The sequence below is a fragment of the Flavobacterium ranwuense genome (genome assembly GCF_004349315.1).
Taxonomy (GTDB): domain Bacteria; phylum Bacteroidota; class Bacteroidia; order Flavobacteriales; family Flavobacteriaceae; genus Flavobacterium; species Flavobacterium ranwuense.
The window spans coordinates 134,407-156,193 of the sequence record NZ_SMLH01000002.1; the positions used below are offsets into that span (position 1 = coordinate 134,407).

Here is a 21,787-nt window from a genome sequence, read left to right on the forward strand (position 1 = left end):
CATAATATTAAATTCTGTTTCACAAAAAGCGTATATGAAACTAATCAAACTCGATGCCATAGATTCTACAAACGAATTCCTTAAAGGGTTATCGAATAAACAAGAGCTCGAAAACTTTACTGTTGTAACTGCTGAGAACCAAACAGAGGGGAAAGGCCAAATGGGGGCATTTTGGGCCTCTGAGACGAGTAAAAACTTAATAATGAGTCTTTTGGTCAAGGATTTTTTGGTGGATATTTGTCAGATTTTCAATCTGAATATTGCAGTTTCACTTGCTGTAATTGAAGTTTTAGAATCATTTAGGATTCCTGACCTTAGCATAAAATGGCCTAACGACATAATGTCATACAACAAAAAAATAGGTGGCATTTTGATCGAAAACAGCATCAAAAGTGACGGAACTATTGTTTCTATTGTCGGTTTAGGACTAAATGTGAATCAAACCAATTTTGAAAATTTACCAAAAGCCTCTTCTTTAGCGGTTATTTGTGATGCGAAATTTGATAAAGACGAACTGCTTTTTTCCATTTGTGATGCAATCGAAGAAAATGTGAAGTTGTGCAAACACAATTCTGCCGTTTTATGGCCTGATTATACCAATAAACTATTTAAAAAAGGGATTCCAATGCCGTTTTCAAGCCCAAACCATCAGAATTTCATGGGGATTATTCAAGGGGTTTCTGCTGTTGGGAAACTTGAAATTCTTCTGGAAGATGACAGCACTGCTGAATTTGATATTAAAGAAATTCAAATGTTGTATTAACTGCTAATTGTTACAGTTTTGTAGGAATGTCCAATGTCGGATAAACGGGGAATTCAGATACACAAGAGAGGATTGATTTAATCAAAACTTATATAGAATGGTTTGGGAAGGAAAATATAGATTGTCTCTTGGCTGATAGGGAGTTTGTCGGGATTAAAAAGTAGTGGTTTTAATATAGAAGATGCCCATGTTGCCGATTTAGAAAGATTAGAAAAATTATTTTCTCTGACAATGATTGTTTTTGTATGGTGTTATAAAATTGGTGACTATTTGGATGAAAATATCCAAAAAATAGTAATAAAAAAACATGGCAGAAGAGCAGTGAGTATGTTAAAATATGGATTAGATTACTTGTCAAAATTTCTTTTAACAGGATTTAAGTCTCTAGAAAATAATCTATTTTGCTTTTTGTCATGTACTTAAATAAATGGGACACGTTTTATTTTGATTCTGCTGATTTATTTGCTTGGTTTGGATGATTAGGTATATTTGGAAATAATCATTCTAATTTACCACTTGCAACCAAAGCAGGAATAATATTGTTTTTTAGGTATTTAGGAGCTTTGCCACCAAACAAAAAAACGCTGTGAAACATAAGTTTTACAGCGTTTTAGCTTTTTTAGTATTTCTACTGGCGGAGAAAGAGGCTTCGATACCTTTATAATAATCCCAGTAAATAAGGGGTTTTCGATATACTATTTAAGAGCAGGGTCACCAATAGGGTCACTAGACTTTCAAAGTCTTTTTTTAACTATGTAAATGTAAAGAGTAAGTATTTAATTCAATAACTATCGATGCAGAAATTAACAGCCGAGTGTTTATGTAGTTTTTAGATTTCGAGGTACAAATAGGATACTCAACTGGACAAAATAAAACAAATTATGCAATAAAAATATTGCTTTTATGATTGAATCTCAGCATTTTTTGAAACCTCAGAAGTATTTGAAAGAGCACATTCCCCAAGTGGTTATAACAAAGTTACAAAATATTATTAAACATCAAATAATTTTTCTTGTCGAAGGAGTTATTAGAAGATCCCTTGTATAAAAACAAACCTTTTATCGGAGAATTTAAAGCTTTGAATGAGGTATGAGAAGTTTAAAAGGATGGTTAGAGGATTGTCTCGTTCATGGGGTCGCCTTGACTACTGTCAAAGCAATTTTAACATTATTCACGGCAATTTTCATCCTAATGCTTTTTTTACGTGTGTTGGACCATAGATATTTTGTTTTAGTAATATTATAAGTATTGCAAATAAGAAGAATGGAAAAGGATTTCTCTTTTTGAATCAAATTTATTTAACGATCCCAATTTTACAATGGTTAGATCTTAGATTCAGCATATATAAACTGCCAAAAAATTAAGTCAAATAGTTAAAAACTATTGAGAAGTACAAAATTTAAGTGACCTAAAAACTACCATTAAATAGCAATCATTACTCAAGATATTATAGAGAGGTGAAATGAAATTTGAAAAAGATTAAATCAGGGTCAAACCATCAATTTTTATTTAAAAGCAATAGCAACTTATTTCTCATTAATACGTCAGATGCCATTTAATTAGTCTTAACAGAAATGTTGATAAAAACGGAGTTTACTATAATTATCATAACGGACAGGTTAGGAATTTATAAATAAAAAAAGTTATATGTTTTTTTTACCCGATTGTGTAATTATTTCGTTTCCGAACACGTAGTACTTCTCTTAAGGAAATACGAATATTTCGTGTTCGAACACGAAATTTAATCATTTTCTTGTTTTCCTAAAAACATATACATAGTGTGGGAGATGCTGAGGCAGCCATTAAAAATCTTGATGTTTTTGTGAAAGCTTTTGTGTTGCGAAATGGATTTCATGTCAATGGAGACCAAACCAAAAGTGGTTATTCTAAATTTACCTACAGACCATTTACCTTAGAAGGAAACTTTTTGGCTTCTCAAGCGGTTCAGGAGATGTTATTGCAAAGCTGGAGCGCCACACCTGGGCAAATCAATACAGGAGTGATTCGTTTGTTTCCTGCCACACCAAAAAAGTGGGCCGATGCTTCATTCAATGATTTAAGGGCTGAAGGCAGATACAAAGTTTCAGCCTCCCAGAAAAACAACAAAATAACTTGGTTCAGTATTACTGCAAACAAAGTTGGAACGGTACGTATTAAAGACAATTTTCAGGGTCAAAAGCCTAAATGGAGTCTTAAAAATGTACAAAAGAATGGGAATGTTTATGAGGTGAAACTGGCTAAAGGTCAAAAATTGGAAGCGGTGTTTTAATAGAATGTTTAAATTATGTATAGAGCTAAAAAAACGATGTGGTAACGATTAGTGGAAAAAAATAACGAATTGGACTTTCGATACCTCAGATAGAAATGGTGTGATTAAGTTATGGTTATAAGATCTTGATAGTTGGCTAAGATTTAGCTATTAAAAAAGGATATCGTTTGCTTTTTTATTTTTAAAAACAGAAAAAAAAGATATTTAAGTATGATTGAAATCATAATCAACAAGTTAATATAATTGGAAATTTGCTTAAGAAATTTTAAAACCAATTCTTATGTACAAATTATCTTTTTTTGTAGTTGCATTAGTAATGCTAACTTCATGTGGCGATAAAAAAACCAAATCCGAAGAGGATTCTTCAACAATCACTTCATCTGAAGAAGGAATGCCTGCGGCGGCTGAAGCGGCTCCAGATGCTTCCACTTATGATCCAAACAGGGGAATTGGAAAGCACACTTCAGTAGATTTAGGAGCGAAACTGGATGTGGCTATGGCCGCCGAAGGGGAAAAAATCCAATCGGTTAAATGTTCTTCTTGTCACAAGATGACTGATGAAAAACTAGTTGGTCCTGGCTGGAAAGGGGTTACCACTCGAAACAAACCAGAATGGATTATGAATTTTATTACTAATCCTGACCCTATGATTGATAAAGATCCAAAACTTCAAGCGCAGTTAGAAATTTGTTTGGTTCGTATGCCAAATCAAGCATTATCTGATGCTGATGCAAGAAGTCTGTTAGAGTATATGCGTAAAAATGATGGTGTAAAGTAATCTCTAGTCAATAATTTAATTTATAAAGTAGGATGAAATCAATGATTTGCGAATACAAACAACAATAGAAATTATGAGTAAAAATAAATTTTCAAAAGCAATCTTTGCTTTTGTATTGGTAAGCGCTTTCTTTAGTTCTTGTAAGCCAAAAGATTCCAGTGACGCCGTAAGCGGTGATGCTGCGCAAAAAGTATACGTTGCTCCAGGTAAATATGACGAATTTTATAATTTTGTTTCAGGAGGTTTTAGCGGACAAATGAGTGTGTATGGTTTGCCTAGCGCACGACTGTTGAGGGTTGTTCCTATTTTTTCCGTAGATCCCCAAAGTGGTTATGGGTACAGTGAGGAAACAAAGCCCATGCTGAATACTTCAAATGGATTTGTGCCTTGGGATGACCAACACCATTTAGACATGTCTCAAACCAATGGTGAAGTGGATGGTCGTTGGATTTTTGCCAATGCCAATAACACGCCCAGAATTGCACGTGTTGATTTAAAAACGTTCAAAACGGTAGAGATTATAGAGTTGCCAAACAGTGCAGGAAATCACTCCTCTCCATTTATTACCGAAAACACGGAATATGTAGTAGCAGGAACCCGTTTTAGTGTTCCTCCAGACAATGCTAATGGGGATGTTCCTATTAATACGTATAAGAAAAACTTTAAAGGCTATTTAAGCTTTGTAAAAGTTGGTGCAGCAGGTCAAATGGATATTGCTTTCCAAATAGAAGCCCCTGGTGTAAACTTTGATTTAAGCCACGCTGGAAAAGGCAAATCTCATGGCTGGTTTTTCTTCTCTTGCTATAATACGGAACAGGCCAATACTTTGCTTGAAGTGAATGCTTCACAAAAAGACAAAGATTTTATCATGGCAGTAAACTGGAAAAAAGCCGAAGAATATATTAAAGCGGGTAAAGGTAAAAAAGTAGCTGTAAAATATGCTCACAATACTTGGGATGAAAAAACGCATACCGCAAAATCAGAAATTAGAACTTCAGTTTTGGTGCTTGATTCAAAAGAGTTGAAAGATATTTGTTACATGATTCCATGTCCTAAATCGCCTCATGGTTGTGATGTTGATCCTACGGGCGAATATATTGTAGGTAGTGGAAAATTGGCGGCTTTAATTCCTGTATTTAGTTTTGATAAAATGCAAAAAGCGATTGCAGCTAAACAATTTGATGGCAATTATGAAGGAATTCCGGTCATTAAATATGAAGCCGCTTTACATGGTGAAGTTAAAAAACCAGGTTTAGGACCATTGCACACTGAATTTGACGGAAAAGGAAATGCCTATACGACTTTCTTTGTTTCTTCAGAAGTGGTGAAATGGGATATTAAAACATTGAAGGTTTTAGATCGTGCACCAACTTATTATTCTCCTGGACACCTTTCTATTCCTGGTGGAGACAGTAAAAAACCATTTGGTAAATACATGGTAATTTATAATAAAATCACCAAAGACAGATACCTGCCAACTGGACCGGAATTAGCTCAAAGCGCACAATTGTTTGATATTAGTGGTGATAAAATGAAACTTTTGTTGGATTATCCAACTATTGGAGAACCACATTATGCTCAATCTGCTCCAGCTGATTTAATCAGAAACAATGGTCAGTTGAAATTTTATAAAATTGAAGAAAACAATCACCCTTATGTTGCCAAAGGAGAGAAAGAAGCAAAAGTAGTTAGAAAAGGGAATAGAATAGATGTATACATGACTTCCATCCGTTCTCACTTTGCCTCTGATAATATTGAAGGAATAAAATTGGGTGACGAAGTCTATTTCCATGTTACTAATTTAGAGCAAGATTGGGATGTTCCCCATGGATTTGCCATAAAAGGGGCTGATAATGCAGAACTTTTGATCATGCCAGGAGAAACGGCCACTTTAAAATGGGTCCCTAAAAAAGTTGGAATTTTCCCATTCTATTGCACTGATTTCTGTAGTGCATTGCACCAGGAAATGCAAGGATATGTCAGAGTATCTCCAGCTGGAAGCAGCGTTCCGTTAACTTTTAGTTTGGGAACAAATCTACCCGCCACCAAGTAATTATAAATCTTAAATAAAAAGGGAACACTATTATTTTGTTCCCTTTTTTAAATCAACAATCATGAACAATTCAAAAATTTCAACACTTTCAAAAGGCGTACTTTTGTTAGTGATGGTGCTATTGGTGTCTTCTATTTTTGTTCCAATGTGGCGAATTGAGTTATCTGCACCACAATATCCGGAAGGATTAGTACTTAAATTACATGCCAATAAAATTGCCGGGGATGTTGATATTATCAATGGATTAAATCATTATATAGGAATGAAAACCCTACATAAAGAAGATTTTGTTGAGTTTACAGTATTACCCTATATATTTATATTTTTTGCACTTTTTGCTTTGGCAACAACAATTATTGCAAAGAAAAAAGCACTTTATGTTTTATTCATTTCACTTGTTCTTTTTGGAGTTTTAGCAGCTGTCGATTTTTACAGATGGAATTATGAATACGGACATAATTTAGATCCAAATGCGGCGATACAAGTGCCCGGAATGTCCTATCAACCACCATTAATAGGATACAAGCAGCTACTTAATTTTGGTGCGTATTCTATTCCTGATATTGGCGGATGGCTGTTGATTGCATCAGGATTTTTACTGTTTATTATTGTTATTAAAGAATCCAATCTTTTGCAAAAATTTAAAAAACCTAAAACAGCAACAGTTCTGTTATTCTTTTTGTCTTTGTCCTTTTTGTCCTGTTCGAATAATACCAAAGCGGTTCCCATAAAATTGAATGTGGACAATTGTGATTTTTGTAAAATGAGCATTGCTGACGGCAAATATGGAGCAGAAGTGCTAACTCAAAAAGGAAGAACTTATAAATTTGACGATATTATGTGCATGACGAATTATTGTAAAGAAAATTCAAACACAAAAATCAGTTCGTATTACGTTCATGATTTTTCTCAAGATAATGTTTTAATTCCCGCTTCAACGGCTCATTTCATTTCAGGAAGTACAATTCAGAGTCCAATGAGAGGAGGGATTATTGCTTTTTCATCAGAAAAAAAAGCTAAGGAATTCGGTATTAAATTTAACGCCAAACTCATTACCTGGGATGCTATTTTAAAAAAATAAAGGCATTATTATTAATACAATTTTCAACAAGAAATAATGAAAATAGTACTCTATATCTGTTTGTTTTTTTCTTCTTTACTTCACGCCAATGTGATCGAAGTAGGCCACAACAAGCCTATAAAATCAATTAAAAAAGCCATTGCTTTAGCCAAAGCTGGTGATACGGTAATGGTTTATAAAGGATTGTATAAAGAAGGAAATATAATCATCAATAAAAGAATTGTCTTTCTGGGTAAAAACGTACCTGTTTTAGACGGCCAAAAAAAATATGAAGTGCTTTCCATAAAAGCCGACAGCGTGGTTGTTGATGGTTTTAAAGTTATAAAATCGGGTTATGCTACACTCGAAGATCCTTGCGGAATAAAAGTGTACAACAAGAATTATGTTGTCATCCAAAACAATGTTTTGGATGATAATTTCTTTGGAATTTATATTCAAAATGGAAGCCACTGTATCATCAAAAACAATAGACTTACTGCTTATGGAAAAGAAGAACAAAGTATAGGAAACGGAATTCATTGCTGGAAAAGTGATAGCCTGCAAATTATTGGGAACACTATTTCGGGGCATCGGGATGGGATTTATTTTGAATTTGTAACCAACTCGGTAATCTGGAGAAATATTTCGACCAGAAATGTTCGCTACGGACTGCATTTTATGTTTTCCAATGATGATGCTTACATTTCCAATATCTTTAAGAATAATGGAGCCGGTGTTGCCGTAATGTTTACCAAAAACGTGAAGATGTTCAATAATTTTTTTGAAGAAAACTGGGGCGATGCTGCCTACGGATTGTTCCTTAAAGAAATCTCGGACAGTTACATTATTGGGAACAAATTCAGCAAAAATACGTCAGGAATTCACATGGAAGGAACCAACAGAATTCAAGTTGAAAAAAATGTTTTTAAAGCCAATGGTTGGGGAATGAAAATCCTGGCAAGCTGCTCCGATAATGTAATAAAAAACAATAATTTTTTAGGGAATACTTTTGATATAAGTACCAATGGGAGTTTGGTCCTCAATACATTCAATAATAATTATTGGGATAAATATGAAGGTTATGATTTAGACAAAAATGGAGTGGGAGATGTCCCGTTTCATCCCTTGAGTTTATTTGCCGTGCTTACCGAAAGAAATCCTTCGGCCATGTTGCTTTTTCGGAGTTTTATGATTACACTTCTAGATAAATCAGAAAGGATTTTGCCTAGTATTACTCCCGATAATTTCGTTGATAATTCGCCTTTAATGCATTCTTTACCTTTATGATTGAAATAAAAAATTTAAACAAAAAATTCGGAAAATTAGAAGTTTTAAGCGATGTAAATCTTACTTTCAAAAAAGGAGAATGCATTGCGCTAATTGGACCTAATGGTTGTGGAAAAACGACTTTGATAAAAAGTATTTTAGGAATGGTAATCCCTACTAAAGGCGATGTTTTGTTTAATCAAAAGTCTATTCTAAAAGAGTATCTGTATCGGGAACAAATAGGATATATGCCCCAAATTGGGCGTTATCCGGATTATATGACTATTGGTCAAATCATTGAAATGATTAAAAAGATTCGAAATTCGAACCAGACTTTAGACGAAGATTTATTGAAGGGATTTGGACTCGAAAAAATATTCGACAAGCAAATGCGGACACTTTCTGGCGGAACAACCCAAAAAGTGAGCGCTACACTAGCTTTTTTGTTTAATCCCGATGTGCTCATTTTAGATGAACCAACAGCTGGTTTAGATCCTTTGGCGTCAGAAATATTGAAAGATAAAATTATAAAAGAGAAAGTAAAAGGCAAACTCATTTTGATTACGTCCCATCTTTTAAGCGAATTAGACGATATGGTTACGCAGATTATTTTCATGCAAGACGGAAAAGTATATTTTCATAAAACGATTGCTGATTTATTGCAATCAACAAATGAAGAGAGAATATCCAAAGCAATTGCAAAAATTCTAAAAAGCCAAAGCAATGAATAGAATTATAAGAATTATATTTTTAGACATTTTAAAAAACAAAATTGTATTGGCTTACACTATCATTTTAGGCATACTTTCATGGAGTTCCTTTGGGCTAGAAGACAATTCTGCCAAAGGATTGCTTACCATTTTGAGCATAATTTTATTTACCGTTCCATTAGTTTCCATTCTTTTTGCGACAATCTATTTATACAATAGTTCAGAGTTTATAGAACTTTTGTTGAGCCAGCCGATCAAACGAAAAAAGATATGGTTGAGTTTGTTTCTTGGATTATCTTTGTCAATGGTTTTGGCATTTTTTATCGGTGCAGGAATACCGCTATTGGTTTATGCGCCTGATTCCGTTGGGATAATGATGCTGATTGTAGGATGTTTGATTTCTCTGGTTTTTGTGGCTTTGGCGTTCTTGAGCTCTATTCTTACAAGAGATAAATCAAAAGGAATCGGAATTGCCATAATGAGCTGGTTGTATTTTGCTTTGCTTTTTGATGGAATTGTATTGTTTTTATTGTTCCAATTTTCGGATTATCCCATAGAAAAAGCAATGGTTGCCGTTACGGCGTTAAGTCCAATTGATTTAGCCCGAATTCAAATTCTATTGCAGCTTGACGCATCAGCGATGATGGGATATACAGGAGCTATTTTCAAGGATTTTTTCGGTACTTCATTGGGATTGTTAATTTCATTTCTACTATTATGTTTATGGGTAGTTGTCCCGTTTTTCATTTCACTAATAAAATTTAAAAACAAAGATTTATAATGTTTAAAGAAATTTTCCAGAAGTTAGAAAATGCAGTAAATCCGGTAGCACAAGTAGTACAGAATACCTCTTGCGGTAAAGTGATGGTTATCGCTTTCAAAAAAGGAATGATACTCAAAGAGCATAAGACTGATGTTTCCGCCAAATTATTGGTGGTAAAAGGAAGCGTGATCTATAAAGAGCAAAGTCAACAAGAAGAACTCTTTTTATACGATGAAAAAAATATTCCGGTAGCAGTTCTTCATTCAGTTGAAGCCATCGAAGACAGTTTGTGTTTATTGTTTAAAGGATAAAATCTCCAAATGAAAACAGATATAAAGAACCGATCAGATATTGAAAAACTAATAAATGCCTTTTATGACAAAATAAAAATCGATACAAAAATTGGTTATTTTTTTAATGATGTAGCCAAAGTAAATTGGGAAAAACATTTGCCTAAAATGTATGATTTCTGGGAAAATATTATATTTTCTACAGGTGATTTTATCGGAAATCCTATGGCTAAACACAAGGAATTACATCAAAAAAGTACAATGACCGAAGCTCATTTTCAGAATTGGAATGCCTTGTTTAATGAAACGGTTGATGAATTATTTATCGGAGAAAAAGCAGAAGAAATTAAACAAAGAGCGGCGAATATTGCAATGGCCATGATGTATAAAACATTAGGTTAAAAAAGAGCTCACACAAAAAAAAAGCGCAAACTAAATTAGTTTACGCTTTTTCAATTTAGTAATACGAATTAATAATTATTTTGGAAGTATTACATCATTTATTACATGAATAATCCCATTTGATGTTGGGATTGTAACGACAATTTCGGAGCCATTCACAAAGACTTTGTCCCCTTTTTTAGTGATTTTTATTTTACCGCCATTCACTTGTTCAAACTCTTGGCCATCCTGCATGTATTCTGTTTTTAAGGCGCCAACATAAGTATGGTATTCTAGTATGTTTTTCAAATCGTCTTTTTTCTCTGGTTTTAACAATCCTTCAACTGTACCAGCCGGGAGTTTGTCAAAGGCAGCATTTGTTGGTGCAAAAACGGTAAATGGACCTGCATTGCTTAAAACATCGACTAATCCGGCTGCTTTTACTGCCGTTACAAGAGTAGTGTGATCTTTGCTTCCGGAAGCAGTTTGAACGATGTTTGGACTCGACGATTCGTCTTTTACTGCAGATTGTCCAACACTTTCGGTTGAAGTGTTTTCTGTAGTTTTTTCAGAGGGAACTTCGCTATTTTGTTTACAGCTAAAGGCGGTAAAGAAACTAGCGACTAATAATACTTGAATAGATTTTTTCATAATAAAAATACTTAGGTTTTGTTTATCAAAGTACTTAATTATAAGCGTTTTATTTTATGAGTATAATCATAAAGGAGGGTTGTTTTCAACTTTTTTTATGGAGTAATACGCAGTAAATCCTATCCCGAAAAGCAAAATTATTGCTACAGCAAAAAGAAGTTCATTTACATAAGGTATTATAGTGTAACTAAACGATGCAACTCCTTGAACGGCTAATGCAATTTCATTTAATAAAACTCCAAAAGTGAACAGGAGCAATCCAATTTTTATTCTTTTACTAATAAAAATTAAATGACTAGCGTAGATGTAGAACAGTAAAAACAGGGTGATTACTGCCAGTAAAACCAGGTGAAGATAAGCAATTACAATTGGCCTAAAACCGAAAGTCAAATCACTCAAGACAGGAATGGTTGATCCCAATTGAAGTACTAATTTGATACTTAAAGCAAGATTTACAAATAATAAAATGTAACGCAATAATGGCGAGAAGTTTTTCAAAAAATCTTTTCTGGTTTGTATTAAAATAAAAAGAAGTTTAAACCAGGTCAAAACCTGAACTATTGCCGCAATTACAGTAATTACATAAAGCCAAACGGGTAAATCCAGCCACAACGTGGATAAAAAATAAGCAGGAATACAGGAAAGTGCAAACAGTTTGAATGCCGTTTCATAAAAGGAATTCTCGGTCTTTTTTAGGTTTAAAAATCCAAAAAGCAACCCCATACAGGCAAAGAAAAACCAGCCGTTGTATTGAAAATGAAGAAAATAATAGATAGAAGACAAATAGTAATCTTGAACAATGTTCTTACTCGCCATCATATAAGCCAAGTAAAATGTGCCGAATGAGGAGATAATATTGAATACAATAGCCGCTTTAAACCAGTTTATGGATAATAAATCGTGATCAATTTTTCTTAAATCTTTAATGTAAGAATAGCCAAAAATATAAGAAATTATAATTGAAGCTGTAGAGGCTGTTATAGAAAAAAGTCCGTAGCCTTCAATAATAAAAGAGATTAGCATTACATATGAAATAATCAAGTTGGCAATAATTATTTTCCGGTATTTGTTTACTTGAAAATCAGCTGTTTTGTTTTGAAGATAATAGACCATTAAAGTCATCAGAGTATGGCTTATCCAACCAGAAAAAGCAAAATGCGAATGGGAATGTTGAAGATGTTTTTGGTCTAAATAAGGAAATTCAAAACCAATTTTATAGCGCATCAAAACGCCTAGTGCGGCAACAATACATAGATTCAGCAAAGATAGTTTTAGCCAAAAATTCACATTTAATTTCATTTAATAATATATTTTATGATTGACGATTTCTAGTTTCTCACAAGTATTCATCTTGCATAAAACACGAATGACTGTTTCTACTCTCAAACCTGTAAAATTTGCGATTTCCTGGCGCGTGTAAGGAATTAATACTTTTTCGTTACAGCATTCCGATTTTTTCTTGTGAGTATTTAAAAAAGCCGCAATTCTAAACTCGGGTTTTTGATTTATAATCTCTTTTGAAGAGTTTGATTTAGAATGAATTTTGTTGGCCAGTAAAATCATAAAAGATTTTTGAATGGACGGATATTCGTCAAGAATTTTTAAGAATTTGTCCTTAGATAACTTTATAATAGTACTGTCCAGGATGGCAATCGCTTTTGATGGATAGGGCTGGTCAATAAACAATGGTGGTTCTCCAAAACTCTCTCCTATACAAAAAAGACCTTGCGTAAACTCTTTCCCTTCGTCATTAGAATTAAACATTCTCACACTTCCGTCAATAACTTGGTAATAAAAATGCGCCACTTCATCTTCATCAAAAATGAGTTCATTTTTTTTGTATTTTTTGGCTACAGCGCCCCAAGTGAAAAGTAAATCTAAATCGATCTGCATAAAAAATAACTGATTTTGAATTAGTACCGTTTTTTGCGAACGACATTCCAAATACAAATAATTAAATACAAAGTAATTACTATAAAGATGATGAAAATATGATATAAGTCATATAAACTCTGGTAGATGTGGTTCTATCTTTGCTTTGTGAAAAAAGCAATACTCATAATAGCGTTACTCATACTTCTAAAACCAATATTTCCGGTTATAGAATATGCTGTTAGATATGATTATATTTCAAAAGAACTTTGCGTTAATAAAGACAAACCAAAATTGCAATGCAACGGAAAATGTCATTTAATGAAAGAACTGACAAAAACTTCCGAAAACGACAGCCCAATTTCTTCCAATAAGAAAATGGCCTCGCAAGAAGTTGAAGTTTTATTTTTTCAAGAAATTAATTCGTTTAAAGTTTTGCCTGCTTATTTTCAGAATACTAAAAAAGCAAATAGCAACTATTCTAATTTATATTCTCACAGGATTAGTTGCTCTGTTTTTCATCCACCCACAGTTATTTCTTAAATTTTTACATGAAAGTGTGCGTTTTCATTTGATTTTTTCAAATGGAGGAGACCTTATGGTTTCAAATGTTTGAAAGATAAAATCTTCTCAAGCAGATTCCCTATAAACTTTAATAAAAACACAAAATGAAATTTCCATTAAAAAATACAATAGCTGTAATAGCTATGGCTTTAGCTTTTTCTTCCTGTTCAAATGATGAAAATCCAACAATTGTAACAAATGAATTAGAAGGATTAAATAAAATACAAGAAATCACAAATGATACCCACATTGTAGAACTTTATTCTCCTACAGGAACTTTGCAGCAGGGACATAACGCAATTTCTTTGAGAATCAAAAACAAAACAACTAACGAGTACGAAAAAAATGTGGCAATCGCATGGGCGCCATTAATGCAAATGACAACAATGTCGCATGCTTGCCCGTTTTCGGCAGTTACAAAAACTACAGGAAAAGAAACTTTACACAATGGCTATATTGTTTTTCAAATGGCCGAAAACACCATGGAACATTGGACTCTAACCATAAATTATACTATTAATGGTGCTGCATATACCGCAAATAACCAAATTAGTGTTCCAGCTTCTACCAAAAAGAGAGTGACTACTTTTACAGGAACGGATGGGACAAAATATCTTTTGGCATTAATTGAACCAACAAATCCAAAAGTAGCTACAAACGAGATGACTGTTGGTGTTTTTAAAATGCAATCTATGAAGGTGTTCCCGGTTGTGGATGATTTTAAAGTTAAAATTGACCCGAGAATGCCGAGCATGGGAAATCATGGGTCTCCTAATAATGTTGATTTAGCACAGTCTGTTTCCGATAAATTGTACCATGGGAAATTATCGTTAACCATGACCGGTTATTGGAAAATTAACTTACAGCTTTTGAATACCGCTAACGAAGTTTTAAAAGGCGAAGCAATTACAGACGCAGTTACTACAAGCAGTATTTACTTTGAAGTAGAATTCTAGAAATATTTATTTTCTTAAATCGAAAAGGTCAAGAATTTATTTGTGGCCTTTTTTTAAACTATTTCATTATGAAAAAGACAGTATTTCTTTTATTGTTACAATTTATTGCCGCAATCTCACTTTCTGCCCAAGAACAATCTAAAGACACCATTGTTCCTAAAATCCTAAACGAAGTTATTGTAATTGGTAAAAAAGCGCAATTATATCAAAAACAACCTAAACCATTAGCCACTATTGACGAATATTTGCAACAGTCCAGTAAAGTCGAAATGATTAAAAAAGGCGGTTATGCTTGGGAGCCAATCATTAATAGTATGGCAACCGAAAGAACATTAATAACCATAGACGGAATGCGCATTTTTGGCGCTTGTACCGATAAAATGGATCCCATAACTTCCTATGTTGAAATTTCTAATTTATCGGAAGCAACCATAAAATCCGGGCAACAAGGCGGTTGTCATGGAGCAACGATTGGCGGTGCTATTGATTTAAAAAGAAATCGAAGCATATTTACTGATTTAGGCTGGGAAACTGCTGTAAATACCGGTTTTGAAACCAATAGCAAACAGAAAATCATTGGAACTGCGATTAATTATGTCGATAGTTTGTTTTATGTGAATACCGACTTTATGTATCGGGATGCCGAGAATTATACTTCTGGAAACAATCAGGAAGTTTTATTTTCACAATTCAAAAAATTTAATGTTTCCACAACTTCTGGTTTTCTATTCAATAAAAATAAACTTATAGAAGCATCGCTGATCTATGATAAAGCAACCGATGTTGGTTATCCGGCACTTCCAATGGATGTTTCTTTGGCGGAAGCCTTAATAACTTCCTTGAAATTTGAATATGCTCCAAGATTGTCGAAAATAAAAAATTGGGAAACCAAAATATATTACAATACCGTTACGCATAGAATGGATGACACAAAACGACCTTTGGTTCCCATTCACATGGATATGCCCGGTTGGAGTGATACTTATGGATTTTATTCGAAAGTAAAAGGGGTTTTTAAAAACCATAATTTTATGGCGGATTTGAATTCTTTTTATAATCGTTCCATTGCCGAAATGACCATGTATCCGAGCAATCCGAACGAAAATGTGATGTTTATGTTTACTTGGCCAGATGTGAGGACTTGGTATGGAGGATTGTTTTTAGAAGACAATGTAGTTTTGAATCCGTATTCCAATTTGAAATTTTCTGCTAGCCTGGCAAATCATTTCAATAAAGTTGCCAATCAGTTGGGTTTAGAAAGTTTACAGATTTTCTATCCCAATATGAAAGATAGCAAAAACCGAATTTTAAAAAGTATTTCATCTAATTATTTTCACAACAAAAATGGTTTTGAGTATGGTTTCGGTTTAGCGTATGGGGAGCGGGCATCTTCGGTTTCAGAAGGATACGGGTTTTATTTGTTTAATAGTTTTGACCGATATGATTATATTGGAAATCCGGAATTAAAAAACGAAAAATCAGTTGAAGGAAACGTTTCTTTGGGATATGCGAAAAAAAAAATGAGCGCTAAAATAACGTCTTCTTATTTTCATATTTCCGATTTTATTGTCGGAAAACCAGACCCAACTTTTATTCCAATGACTATTGGCGCCAGCGGTGTAAAAATGTATACGGCACTAGAGTATGCCACAGTTTTCAACGCAGATTTGAATATTGAATACCAAATTACTGACAATTTGAAAGGGAAGGGCCAGTTAGTTTACAATTACGGAAAGGACTTTGAAAAGAGAAATTTGCCATTTATAAGTCCGTTGCGATATTCAGCGTCATTAAATTACAAAGTGAATAAATTTTCCACCGAAATTATGGTTCAGGGCAATGCTACGCAAACCCAGTTCAGCCCTTTTTATGGCGAAGACAGGACGCCAGATTATGCGATTTTAAACCTTGCTTCGAGTTATTCGTTTACTATTGAAAAAAGTAAATGGAATATTAGAGCGGGTATTGAAAATATATTGGACACTAATTATTCCACTTTTTCAGATTGGAACAATATCCCCAGAAAAGGAAGAAATTTCTTTTTGAATATTAATTTTGGGTATTAATCGTTTAATTTTTTTTCTATAATTATAACTGGGTGCAAACTTCAGAAAACCACCGCAATTTTGGTCCCTTTCGATAGATTGTTGCACGATTAAATTTCCAATAGTAATCATATTACACAATTCGTACAACTGAATACTGATTTGGTTGTTTTTACTTATGGTTTCCAATTTGTCTTGCCATTGCATCAATTGTTCTTTTGCTTTACGCAAATCAACATCAAAACGCACAATTCCGGCATTTTGGCGCATTAAAAATTGCAATTCGGTTTTGATCTTAGTAATGTAATCTGGATTTATTTTAGGTTTTGGTTCTAATTCCCAATCAGAAATTGAACTGATGAAAAGGATGTTTTCGAAAGGAGTTTCTGCTAAATAGTTATAAATTTTGTCTGAATAGACCAAAGCTTCCAGCAAGGAGTTGGACGCTAGTCGATTGGCGCCATGCAGGCCTGTACGGGAACATTCGCCACAAGCAAATAGATTTTCTATGGATGTTTTTCCATTTTTATCAACTACAATTCCGCCACAGAGATAATGTTGTGCGGGAACCACGGGAATCCAATCTTTTGTAATGTCTATTCCAGTCTTTTTGCAGTGCTCGTAAATCATCGGAAAATGTTTTATAAACGGCTCTAAATCTAAGTGAGTGCAATCTAAATAGACGCAATCATTCCCCGTTTTTTTAAGCTCCAAATCGATACTTTGGGAAACGATATCCCGGGAAGCCAATTCGGCTCTGTCATCATAATCAAGCATAAACCGATTGCCTTTTTTGGTGCGTAAATACGCTCCAAAACCGCGTACTGCCTCCGAAATTAAAAACTTCGATCCAATAGAAATATCATATAACGCGGTAGGATGAAATTGAATGAATTCCATGTCTTTAATGTTGGCATTCGCTCGAAAAGCCATCGCAATTCCATCGCCTGTCGCAATTATTGGATTGGTGGTGTGTCCGTAAAGATGTCCAATTCCTCCAGTGGCAAGCAACGTAAAATCAGATTGGAATGTGATAATTTCATTCGTTTTTTGATTTAAAACAAAGGCTCCCAGACACTGATTATTTTCTGTAATCAGATCCAATGCAAAATGATGGTCTAAAACGGTAATGTTTTCTTTTTGATGTACTTGGTCTAAAATTGCACGTTCAATTTCATGGCCAGTTTGGTCTTTATGGTGTACAACCCTGTTCTGGGAATGTCCGCCTTCTTTGCCCAAATCAAAATTTCCTTTGGCAGTTTTGTCAAATTCAGCGCCCCATGCTATAAGTTCTTTCAATCGTTTTGGGCCTTCGGTAATGACCATTTCAACGACTTGAACATCACACAAACCATCGCCGCAGATTAGGGTGTCTTCTATGTGTTTTTGATACGAATCCTCTGTTTCATCTGTAACAATGGCAATTCCGCCTTGAGCATATTTAGTGTTCGATTCATCCGCATTTGACTTGGTTACAATAGTCACTTTTTTGTCGGGAAAACGATCTGCGATTTTTATGGCAAAAGTCAATCCGGCAACTCCTGAACCGATGATTAAGTAATTTGTAGTAATCATTATTTAGATAATTCTAGCATTCGTTCAATAGGAAGCAGTGCTTTTTCTCTAATGTATTGCGGAACAATAATTTCGGGGGTTTCATTAAGCAAACAGTCATATACTTTTTGTAAGGTATTCATTTTCATATAGCCACATTCACTGCAAGCACAGGTGTTATCTTCTTGTGATGGCGCCGGAATCAGTGTTTTATTTGGAACTTCCTGTTGCATTTTGTGAAGGATTCCCGCTTCGGTAGCAACAATAAATTTGTTGTTTGGGTTTGTTTTCACGTAATCAATCATTCCGGCTGTCGAACCTATGTAACTAGCGGTTTCCAGAATATGTGTTTCAGATTCGGGATGCGCAATGATTTTAGCATCGGGATGTAGTTTATGTACTTCTATTAATTTATCCAGCGAAAAAGCTTCATGCACGACACAGGAGCCGTCCCAGAGTAACATATCACGACCTGTTTTATTGATGATATATTTTCCTAAATTCTTATCGGGAGCAAAAATAATTGGCCTGCCTTTTGGCACCGATTCTACGATTTTTACCGCATTAGATGACGTACAAACAATATCGCTTAATGCTTTAATCTCGGCAGAACAATTTACGTAGGTAATGACAATATGATCGGGTTGCTGGTCAATAAATTTCTGAAATAAATCAGGAGGACAGGATTCTGCCAGAGAGCAACCTGCTTTTAAATCGGGCAGAATCACTTTTTTGGTTGGGTTTAAAATTTTTGCGGTTTCAGCCATAAAATGTACACCGGCAAAAAGAATAATATCCGCGTCTGCTTTCATGGCTTCTATCGACAATCCCAAACTATCTCCCACATAATCTGCTACATCCTGAATAGCTGCTTCCTGATAATAATGAGCTAAAATAACTGCATTTTTTTCTTTTTTCAATTTCAGTATTCGTTCTTTAAGGTTTTTCATTTTTTCATTTTTAAGAAAACATCATTTATCATGTATTCTCCTGAACAGCGGAATTAATAAGCCATGTTTCAAAAGCAACTGCAATTTTTTTAAAACCGAATTGTTTGAAATTAGGGTTCCTGAATTGTAAATGGTTTAAAAAAGATAACCTCGTTTAAAAGACTAATTCTTTACAGGAATTGGAATCGCATTTAACATGTTGCTATGAAATTCCAGTTGACTTTGAATTTCATTTTTTGTTTGTTCAAAAAAGTCATTTTCCGATAATAATTTTTTATAATATTCTATTCCGGCTATTAAATTCTCTTTAAATGTGTGTAGTTTTTTTAATTGCGCAACAGAAATTTCGGACGAGGCAGTTGCTATTTGTTCTTTGAAATAAGCCACATACATCTGTAATTCTTTTATGAATACATTTGGACGAGCTGTATTTATTATGGAAATATTTCCATAGATATGTTTTACCATATCCGATAAAGACACTACTCGATCAAAATAAGCCAAATTAGGTCCGGGACAAACAATCACGCCTTGTACTTCTCCTTTTAGTTGTATGTTATTTTCTATCAAAGAAGCATTGGCCAAACCGACACAGAGACACGCTTTTTCGGTAATTTTTCCCTTTGCATTATTAAAATCAGCTTCGGAGATACTATCTTTTTGTTGGTTTAATTCGCCTAACTTAATATCTTGATATTTTTTAGATGCCATACACATTCCTTTATTGGAATATTCTTTGTTTAAAGCTAAAAACTTTTTAGGACAAGAGCTTCCAGCTTTATTCTTATTAATACGTTGTTGTTTCAATATTTCGTTTGTTGTTCCCTTTACGGTATTAAAAGGGACGCCCAAAGGGGAAATGTGACTCGTGTAAAAATCATCTTCTTTAGCATTTGCCAATAATTTTCGGGTAGCATCATCTACTGATGTAGCCTCTGGAACCAATAAAAAAGGAGAACCCCAGCCCACGGAGTCAACCTGATAATGGTTTAATAAAAATTCATGTTCTTCGGCAGTTCCAACGCCGCCTTGCACGGTGATTTTTAAATTCAATGGAGTATTGGGAACATGCATTCCTTTTTGCTCTAACGCTTTCACCATCAAAGTGTGTGCTGCTTGAATTAGTTCGTCCTTCTTTTGTTTGAATTCCTCCATGATTGGCCCCAACAAAAGCCCATCTGTTGCAAAAGCGTGGCCTCCACAATTCAAACCGGATTCAATTCGATATTCAGAAACCCAAAGTCCTTTTTTTGCAAAGAAATTGCCTTGAATCATTGCCGAACGATAATCGCTAACTTTTAATATGATTTTCTTTTTTAAGGTATTGGAAGCATCTGGAAAAAAAGCGTCAAATTTTTCAAAATAACTATACAATCTTGGATTCATCCCCGCCGAAAGCACTACCGATGAAGTTAGTGTACTGTTAGCAAAACCACGTAAAGAGGCATGGGCATCGTTGAACTCTATTGGTAATTGTTCATTTTTATTAAAATTGTCTTTATCGATTTTAGTCATGATATTTACATCAATTTCACCAGGATAAAGATTTTCTTCGATGAAATTGATAACATTGTCTTTAAGGGCATACCCATTGTCCAATAAATCTTGTAATTTTTGCTTAATTTCCGATTTGTTAGGTAACATCGCAATATACTCTTCTAAAGCGGTTTTGCTTTCGCACAATTCCGTTTTGAAATTTTTGAATTTTTCTTTTACGATTTTATCTACCAGATTCAAATAAGATGTTACACGTTTTGCACGGTAATCATGTATTTTTTGTGTTATTTCTTGGTATGGGAGGTTAAATTGTTTGCTGTAAAAAGCATTCATCTTTTCAATTAGCTCATCATCAATAATTGAAATTACGGAAGAAATCCCATACTTTGCCACTCTTATCGGACTGTCTATCGTATAGGATAGACCCATTACAGGAATATGGAAAGTGTGTTGTGATTTTTGTACTGTTGTCATGTTATTAAATATAATTATTTTAACAAATGACAAAATTATGTAATGCGGTTATTTCAAAAAATGATATTTATCATGCTTTTATGAAGCGCGTTTCTCAAAAGCTTAGACCGTCATTTTTTTTAATTGGCTGATATCCTTTAAAATAATTTTTTTCCCTGACAATTCTATTAGACCTAATTTCTTGAATTCAGATAACAAACGAATGCAGCTTTCGGTGGCTGTGCCAATCATGCTTGCCAACTCGTCTCTTGAAAGTTGGACTTTTAAACTATTATCTTCATTTTTCCCAAAAGTATCCTGCAAATAAAGTAGAGTAACTGCGAGCCTGTCTTTTACATTTTTTTGGGCAAGATTTACCATTAGATCATCGGCCTCTTTTAGATCTCCGCAAATTGTTTTCATCACATTCATCGAAAACTGATTGTTCTTGTCGAAGAAACTCATCACTTCACTTTTTGGAATAAAACAAACCTCCATATCTTCTAGTGCAACGGCACTCAAATTCACGGGTTCATCACTAATCATGGAGCGTTGTCCTAATAATTCACCTTTTGTAACTAGTTTTACAATATGATCTTTACCGTTTGGACTCAATTTGGTTAGTTTGCATACACCATCTTTTATGCAAAAAATTCCATTTACATTTTCACCTTCTTCGAAAATGACTTCTCCTTTTTTTATAGTGCGGGATGTTTTACATTCAGCAAGATGTACTAATTCATTTTTAGTAAGTGCTTTCAATGAGCTGAATTCTCTAACAATACATTGTTCACATTTACTCATAATAGAAAGGGGATTTTATAACCCAACAAATTTAGACTTTTATATGACAAATGTCATATTTTTAACTTATTCTATTTACAACCTTTGTCTAAGGTAAAATGAGCAAAG

At 34.0% G+C, this 21,787-nt stretch carries 20 protein-coding genes; 13 read left to right on the plus strand and 7 right to left on the minus strand.

Annotated elements, in window-relative coordinates; translation table 11 throughout:
• The first annotated feature begins 34 nt into the window (after window positions 1–34).
• The 10 genes from E0I61_RS05135 to E0I61_RS05185 all read left to right on the plus strand — a co-directional run bounded on the left by E0I61_RS05135 (window position 35) and on the right by E0I61_RS05185 (window position 10,354).
• A complete protein-coding gene (locus E0I61_RS05135; RefSeq protein WP_132069860.1) occupies window positions 35–763 on the plus strand; it encodes a biotin--[acetyl-CoA-carboxylase] ligase in 729 nt (242 codons plus the stop codon).
• A 1,780-nt stretch (window positions 764–2,543) separates the two neighbouring features.
• Window positions 2,544–3,032: a glycoside hydrolase family 95-like protein gene (locus tag E0I61_RS05145; RefSeq protein WP_132069864.1), complete on the plus strand. Its 489-nt coding sequence runs from the start codon at window positions 2,544–2,546 to the stop codon at window positions 3,030–3,032.
• Between the two features lie 280 nt (window positions 3,033–3,312).
• Complete coding sequence (locus E0I61_RS05150) at window positions 3,313–3,810, plus strand: c-type cytochrome (protein ID WP_131915723.1); 498 nt, start codon at window positions 3,313–3,315, stop codon at window positions 3,808–3,810.
• A 73-nt stretch (window positions 3,811–3,883) separates the two neighbouring features.
• A complete protein-coding gene (gene nosZ, locus E0I61_RS05155; RefSeq protein WP_132069866.1) occupies window positions 3,884–5,863 on the plus strand; it encodes a Sec-dependent nitrous-oxide reductase in 1,980 nt (659 codons plus the stop codon).
• A 61-nt stretch (window positions 5,864–5,924) separates the two neighbouring features.
• Entirely contained in the window at window positions 5,925–6,944 is a 1,020-nt protein-coding gene (locus tag E0I61_RS05160) for a nitrous oxide reductase accessory protein NosL (RefSeq protein WP_132069868.1), read from the plus strand.
• A 36-nt stretch (window positions 6,945–6,980) separates the two neighbouring features.
• Entirely contained in the window at window positions 6,981–8,210 is a 1,230-nt protein-coding gene (locus E0I61_RS05165) for a nitrous oxide reductase family maturation protein NosD (RefSeq protein WP_132069870.1), read from the plus strand.
• A complete protein-coding gene (locus E0I61_RS05170) occupies window positions 8,207–8,920 on the plus strand; it encodes an ABC transporter ATP-binding protein (protein WP_132069872.1) in 714 nt (237 codons plus the stop codon). The genes E0I61_RS05165 and E0I61_RS05170 overlap by 4 nt, the downstream gene beginning before the upstream one ends.
• Complete coding sequence (locus E0I61_RS05175; protein WP_132069874.1) at window positions 8,913–9,680, plus strand: ABC transporter permease subunit; 768 nt, start codon at window positions 8,913–8,915, stop codon at window positions 9,678–9,680. The genes E0I61_RS05170 and E0I61_RS05175 overlap by 8 nt, the downstream gene beginning before the upstream one ends.
• Window positions 9,680–9,973, plus strand: a complete 294-nt coding sequence (locus E0I61_RS05180; protein WP_132069876.1) for a cupin domain-containing protein — start codon at window positions 9,680–9,682, stop codon at window positions 9,971–9,973. Before E0I61_RS05175 ends, E0I61_RS05180 begins: the two co-directional genes overlap by 1 nt.
• A gap of 9 nt (window positions 9,974–9,982) precedes the next feature.
• Window positions 9,983–10,354, plus strand: a complete 372-nt coding sequence (locus E0I61_RS05185; RefSeq protein ID WP_132069878.1) for a group III truncated hemoglobin — start codon at window positions 9,983–9,985, stop codon at window positions 10,352–10,354.
• A gap of 75 nt (window positions 10,355–10,429) precedes the next feature.
• On the opposite strand, the gene E0I61_RS05190 is transcribed toward E0I61_RS05185, so the two are convergent.
• The 3 genes from E0I61_RS05190 to E0I61_RS05200 all read right to left on the minus strand — a co-directional run bounded on the left by E0I61_RS05190 (window position 10,430) and on the right by E0I61_RS05200 (window position 12,877).
• Entirely contained in the window at window positions 10,430–10,984 is a 555-nt protein-coding gene (locus tag E0I61_RS05190; protein ID WP_132069880.1) for a fasciclin domain-containing protein, read from the minus strand.
• Between the two features lie 66 nt (window positions 10,985–11,050).
• The gene (locus tag E0I61_RS05195; RefSeq protein ID WP_132069882.1) at window positions 11,051–12,283 is read right to left on the minus strand and encodes a hypothetical protein; all 1,233 of its coding nucleotides are present in this window, start codon (window positions 12,281–12,283) and stop codon (window positions 11,051–11,053) included.
• Window positions 12,284–12,877, minus strand: coding sequence for a Crp/Fnr family transcriptional regulator (locus E0I61_RS05200; protein WP_132069884.1), 594 nt, complete (start codon window positions 12,875–12,877; stop codon window positions 12,284–12,286).
• 147 nt (window positions 12,878–13,024) lie between these two features.
• On the opposite strand from E0I61_RS05200, the gene E0I61_RS05205 reads away from it, so the two are divergent.
• The 3 genes from E0I61_RS05205 to E0I61_RS05215 all read left to right on the plus strand — a co-directional run bounded on the left by E0I61_RS05205 (window position 13,025) and on the right by E0I61_RS05215 (window position 16,442).
• A complete protein-coding gene (locus tag E0I61_RS05205) occupies window positions 13,025–13,399 on the plus strand; it encodes a hypothetical protein (RefSeq protein WP_235832067.1) in 375 nt (124 codons plus the stop codon).
• Between the two features lie 125 nt (window positions 13,400–13,524).
• On the plus strand, window positions 13,525–14,376 hold the full coding sequence (locus tag E0I61_RS05210) for a hypothetical protein (RefSeq protein ID WP_132069886.1): 852 nt from the start codon (window positions 13,525–13,527) through the stop codon (window positions 14,374–14,376).
• Between the two features lie 68 nt (window positions 14,377–14,444).
• Entirely contained in the window at window positions 14,445–16,442 is a 1,998-nt protein-coding gene (locus E0I61_RS05215) for a TonB-copper family protein (protein ID WP_132069888.1), read from the plus strand.
• Here E0I61_RS05215 and nadB read toward each other — a convergent pair.
• The 4 genes from nadB to E0I61_RS05235 all read right to left on the minus strand — a co-directional run bounded on the left by nadB (window position 16,377) and on the right by E0I61_RS05235 (window position 21,679).
• A complete protein-coding gene (nadB, locus tag E0I61_RS05220) occupies window positions 16,377–17,996 on the minus strand; it encodes an L-aspartate oxidase (RefSeq protein WP_132069890.1) in 1,620 nt (539 codons plus the stop codon). The two genes, E0I61_RS05215 and nadB, sit on opposite strands and share 66 nt — an antisense overlap.
• Window positions 17,996–18,925, minus strand: a complete 930-nt coding sequence (gene nadA, locus E0I61_RS05225) for a quinolinate synthase NadA (RefSeq protein WP_132069892.1) — start codon at window positions 18,923–18,925, stop codon at window positions 17,996–17,998. The genes nadB and nadA overlap by 1 nt, the downstream gene beginning before the upstream one ends.
• A 162-nt stretch (window positions 18,926–19,087) precedes the next feature.
• Window positions 19,088–20,896 (minus strand): hypothetical protein, encoded by a 1,809-nt coding sequence (locus E0I61_RS05230; RefSeq protein WP_132069894.1) that lies wholly within the window; start codon window positions 20,894–20,896, stop codon window positions 19,088–19,090.
• 102 nt (window positions 20,897–20,998) lie between these two features.
• Complete coding sequence (locus E0I61_RS05235; RefSeq protein ID WP_131996544.1) at window positions 20,999–21,679, minus strand: Crp/Fnr family transcriptional regulator; 681 nt, start codon at window positions 21,677–21,679, stop codon at window positions 20,999–21,001.
• Between the last annotated feature and the right edge of the window lie 108 nt (window positions 21,680–21,787).

Excerpts from the sequence above, each read along its gene's own strand:
- nadB (WP_132069890.1), bottom strand. The coding sequence starts at position 17,996 with ATGATTACTACAAATTACTTAATCATCGGTTCAGGAGTTGCCGGATTG.
- E0I61_RS05185 (WP_132069878.1), top strand. The coding sequence starts at position 9,983 with ATGAAAACAGATATAAAGAACCGATCAGATATTGAAAAACTAATAAAT.
- E0I61_RS05190 (WP_132069880.1), bottom strand. The coding sequence starts at position 10,984 with ATGAAAAAATCTATTCAAGTATTATTAGTCGCTAGTTTCTTTACCGCC.
- E0I61_RS05175 (WP_132069874.1), top strand. The coding sequence starts at position 8,913 with ATGAATAGAATTATAAGAATTATATTTTTAGACATTTTAAAAAACAAA.
- E0I61_RS05150 (WP_131915723.1), top strand. The coding sequence starts at position 3,313 with ATGTACAAATTATCTTTTTTTGTAGTTGCATTAGTAATGCTAACTTCA.
- nosZ (WP_132069866.1), top strand. The coding sequence starts at position 3,884 with ATGAGTAAAAATAAATTTTCAAAAGCAATCTTTGCTTTTGTATTGGTA.
- E0I61_RS05180 (WP_132069876.1), top strand. The coding sequence starts at position 9,680 with ATGTTTAAAGAAATTTTCCAGAAGTTAGAAAATGCAGTAAATCCGGTA.
- E0I61_RS05135 (WP_132069860.1), top strand. The coding sequence starts at position 35 with ATGAAACTAATCAAACTCGATGCCATAGATTCTACAAACGAATTCCTT.
- E0I61_RS05200 (WP_132069884.1), bottom strand. The coding sequence starts at position 12,877 with ATGCAGATCGATTTAGATTTACTTTTCACTTGGGGCGCTGTAGCCAAA.
- E0I61_RS05170 (WP_132069872.1), top strand. The coding sequence starts at position 8,207 with ATGATTGAAATAAAAAATTTAAACAAAAAATTCGGAAAATTAGAAGTT.
- E0I61_RS05195 (WP_132069882.1), bottom strand. The coding sequence starts at position 12,283 with ATGAAATTAAATGTGAATTTTTGGCTAAAACTATCTTTGCTGAATCTA.
- E0I61_RS05160 (WP_132069868.1), top strand. The coding sequence starts at position 5,925 with ATGAACAATTCAAAAATTTCAACACTTTCAAAAGGCGTACTTTTGTTA.
- E0I61_RS05235 (WP_131996544.1), bottom strand. The coding sequence starts at position 21,679 with ATGAGTAAATGTGAACAATGTATTGTTAGAGAATTCAGCTCATTGAAA.
- E0I61_RS05165 (WP_132069870.1), top strand. The coding sequence starts at position 6,981 with ATGAAAATAGTACTCTATATCTGTTTGTTTTTTTCTTCTTTACTTCAC.
- E0I61_RS05210 (WP_132069886.1), top strand. The coding sequence starts at position 13,525 with ATGAAATTTCCATTAAAAAATACAATAGCTGTAATAGCTATGGCTTTA.
- E0I61_RS05230 (WP_132069894.1), bottom strand. The coding sequence starts at position 20,896 with ATGACAACAGTACAAAAATCACAACACACTTTCCATATTCCTGTAATG.
- nadA (WP_132069892.1), bottom strand. The coding sequence starts at position 18,925 with ATGAAAAACCTTAAAGAACGAATACTGAAATTGAAAAAAGAAAAAAAT.
- E0I61_RS05215 (WP_132069888.1), top strand. The coding sequence starts at position 14,445 with ATGAAAAAGACAGTATTTCTTTTATTGTTACAATTTATTGCCGCAATC.